1 protein-coding gene is annotated in these 3,800 nt (G+C 59.1%); it reads left to right on the forward strand.

What is annotated here, in order from left to right; genetic code table 11:
• Positions 1-827 precede the first annotated feature (827 nt).
• Positions 828-3,722 carry a ribonucleoside-diphosphate reductase subunit alpha gene (locus tag HT737_RS07660; protein ID WP_182402068.1) on the forward strand — a complete coding sequence of 965 codons (2,895 nt, stop codon included), beginning with the start codon at positions 828-830 and terminating at the stop codon, positions 3,720-3,722.
• Positions 3,723-3,800 lie beyond the last annotated feature (78 nt).

Below are 3,800 nucleotides of genomic sequence, written 5' to 3' on the forward strand. Positions count from 1 at the left end.
TAAAGGAAGAACCTTACGACGCAGCACAATTCATGTGGGAGCGAGCCTGCTCGCGAAAGCGTTGGATCAGTCAACGTTGATGCTGAACCTGCCGACGCATTCGCGAGCAGGCTCGCTCCCACAGTTTTAGATCCTCCCGACCTTTTGTCATGTTTGAGGAGCATAAGAATGGGTAAACGCCGCCCGATTGTATAAACGGCGTACCGGCAGAACACAAGTCGGCAAATGCGTTCGGACAAGGCGGTTTTTTGTGATAGGGTTCGCGCCCTTAAAAATCCGCTGAAGCGTTTTTCCCGCGTGAAAAACAGTGACAAACGGTCTGGCTCAGCAGGTTCGCGGCCTACACGGGAATTCCTGGTTTCTTACACAATTTACGCACAGGTTTATCCACAGCTAGTACGTTGCAAGCCCTCTCGAAACGCATTATCTTGTAGCACGGCGCGAGGAGAGACCCTACATATAGGGTTTTCCGCTCAGGCGACCAACCACATTTCGGGCCTGAAACTCAAGCGCTTTATTGCCAGTTTCCGGTTGAACCAAGCAAGTTTTTCAAAGCCCAAACCGCACTTGCGGATGGCGCCGTTTTTCAGGTCGGAAACGACCGGAACGGTACGGGTGTTGCAGTCATTACTGTCATCCGGGAAGGAATCCGGCTCGAGCCCTGGCTCGCAGCCAAAAACTTCGGCAAGGATGCGGCGTCATTAGCCTTTTTCCTACTGATCCGAAGTTGTTATGCCCGACGCCCGTCGGTTGTAGTGCTTCGGACCAGAACGGTGAGCACCATGATGGTGCCCAAACAAACATAGAGAATGTGGAGATCACCCCCCATGCAAACCGACACAACTCGCGAGAACCCGCAGGGCACCTTGCCGCAGGCCGCCGATTCGAATTCGGATCTGGCCGCCACCGCGCCTGGTCAACTGCGCGTGATCAAGCGTAATGGCACTGTCGTTCCTTACACCGATGACAAGATCACCGTCGCTATCACCAAAGCGTTTCTCGCAGTTGAGGGCGGCACCGCTGCCGCTTCGTCGCGAATCCACGACACCGTTGCCCGCCTGACCGAACAAGTCACCGCGACCTTCAAGCGTCGCATGCCGTCGGGCGGCACCATCCACATCGAAGAAATCCAGGACCAGGTCGAACTGGCCCTGATGCGTGCCGGCGAGCAGAAAGTCGCGCGCGACTACGTGATCTACCGTGACGCCCGCTCGAAAGAACGCGCAGCCCATACCCCGGTCGAAGCCGCAGTCGACGCGCACCCGTCGATCCGCATCACCCGCGCCGACGGCAGCCTCGCGCCGCTGGACATGGGCCGCCTGAACACCATCGTCACCGAAGCCTGCGAAGGCCTGGCTGAAGTCGATGGCGACCTGATCCAGCGCGAAACCCTGAAAAACCTGTACGACGGCGTGGCCCTGAACGACGTCAACACCGCACTGGTGATGACCGCGCGTACCCTGGTTGAACGTGAGCCGAACTACTCGTTCGTCACCGCCCGCCTGCTGATGGACACCCTGCGTGCCGAAGGCCTGGGCTTCCTCGGCGTGGCCGAGAGCGCCACTCACCACGAAATGGCCGACCTGTACGCCAAGGCACTGCCGGCTTACATCGCCAAAGGTATCGAGTTCGAACTGCTGAACCCTGTGCTGGCCACCTTCGACCTGGAAAAACTGGGCAAGGCGATCAACCACGAGCGCGACCAGCAATTCACCTACCTGGGCCTGCAGACCCTGTACGACCGTTACTTCATCCACAAGGATGGCGTGCGTTTCGAACTGCCGCAGATCTTCTTCATGCGCGTGGCCATGGGCCTGGCGATCGAAGAGAAGCAGAAAGAAGACCGTGCGATCGAGTTCTACAACCTGCTGTCCTCGTTCGACTACATGGCTTCGACCCCGACCCTGTTCAACGCCGGTACCCTGCGTCCACAGCTGTCGAGCTGCTACCTGACCACCGTTCCGGACGACCTGTCGGGCATCTACCACGCGATCCACGACAACGCCATGCTGTCGAAATTCGCTGGTGGCCTGGGCAACGACTGGACGCCGGTGCGTGCACTGGGTTCGTACATCAAGGGCACCAACGGCAAGTCGCAAGGCGTGGTTCCGTTCCTCAAAGTAGTGAACGACACCGCCGTAGCCGTTAACCAGGGTGGCAAGCGCAAAGGCGCTGTGTGTGCCTACCTGGAAACCTGGCACATGGACATCGAAGAGTTCATCGAGCTGCGCAAGAACACCGGTGATGACCGTCGTCGTACCCACGACATGAACACCGCCAACTGGATCCCTGACCTGTTCATGAAGCGCGTCTTCGATGACGGCAAATGGACCCTGTTCTCGCCTTCCGAAGTACCGGATCTGCACGACCTGACCGGTAAAGCCTTCGAAGAGCGCTACGAGTACTACGAAGCCCTGACCGAGTACCCGGGCAAGGTCAAGCTGTTCAAGACCATCCAGGCCAAAGACCTGTGGCGCAAAATGCTCTCCATGCTGTTTGAAACCGGCCACCCGTGGCTGACCTTCAAAGACCCGTGCAACCTGCGCAGCCCGCAGCAGCACGTCGGCGTGGTTCACAGCTCGAACCTGTGCACCGAGATCACCTTGAACACCAACAAGGACGAGATCGCCGTTTGCAACCTGGGCTCGATCAACCTGCCGAACCACATCGTCGACGGCAAGCTGGACACCGCCAAGCTGCAACGCACCGTGAACACCGCCGTGCGCATGCTCGACAACGTGATCGACATCAACTACTACTCGGTGCCGCAAGCGAAGAACTCCAACTTCCGCCACCGTCCGGTCGGTCTGGGCATCATGGGCTTCCAGGACGCGCTGTACCTGCAGCACATCCCTTACGGTTCCGACGCGGCCGTCGAGTTCGCCGACAAGTCGATGGAAGCGGTCAGCTACTACGCGATCCAGGCGTCCTGCGACCTGGCCGACGAGCGCGGCGCGTACGAGACCTTCAACGGTTCGCTGTGGTCCAAAGGCATCCTGCCGCTGGATTCGCAACAGATCCTGATCGAACAGCGCGGCCAGAAGTACATCGACGTTGACCTGAACGAAACCCTGGACTGGGCACCGGTTCGCGCCCGTGTACAGAAAGGCATTCGTAACTCCAACATCATGGCCATCGCACCGACCGCGACCATCGCCAACATCACCGGCGTCTCGCAGTCGATCGAACCGACCTACCAGAACCTGTATGTGAAATCGAACCTGTCGGGCGAATTCACCGTGATCAACCCGTACCTGGTTCGCGACCTCAAGGCTCGCGGTCTGTGGGACTCGGTCATGATCAACGACCTGAAGTACTACGACGGTTCGGTGCAGCAGATCGAGCGCATCCCGCAAGAACTCAAAGAGCTCTACGCGACCGCGTTCGAAGTGGACACCAAGTGGATCGTTGACGCCGCCAGCCGTCGTCAGAAGTGGATCGACCAAGCCCAGTCGCTGAACCTGTACATCGCCGGCGCCTCGGGCAAGAAGCTCGACGTGACCTACCGCATGGCCTGGTACCGTGGTCTGAAAACCACCTACTACCTCCGTGCCCTGGCCGCGACCAGCACCGAGAAGTCGACCATCAACACCGGCAAGCTGAACGCTGTTTCCAGCGGCGGCAACCACGGCGACGATTCGGTTCTGGCCGCTCCCGCCGGTCCGGCGCCAGTGCCAAAGGCTTGCGCGATCGACGAGCCGGATTGCGAAGCTTGCCAATAAGCTGAGCCGGGTCAGGCGTCGCGAGACGCCTGATGCTTCCCAGGCAAAAGAAAACCCCCGACAGACTTCTGGTTTGTC

It is taken from the genome of Pseudomonas sp. MD195_PC81_125 (assembly GCF_014060985.1).
Lineage (GTDB): Bacteria > Pseudomonadota > Gammaproteobacteria > Pseudomonadales > Pseudomonadaceae > Aquipseudomonas > Aquipseudomonas parakoreensis.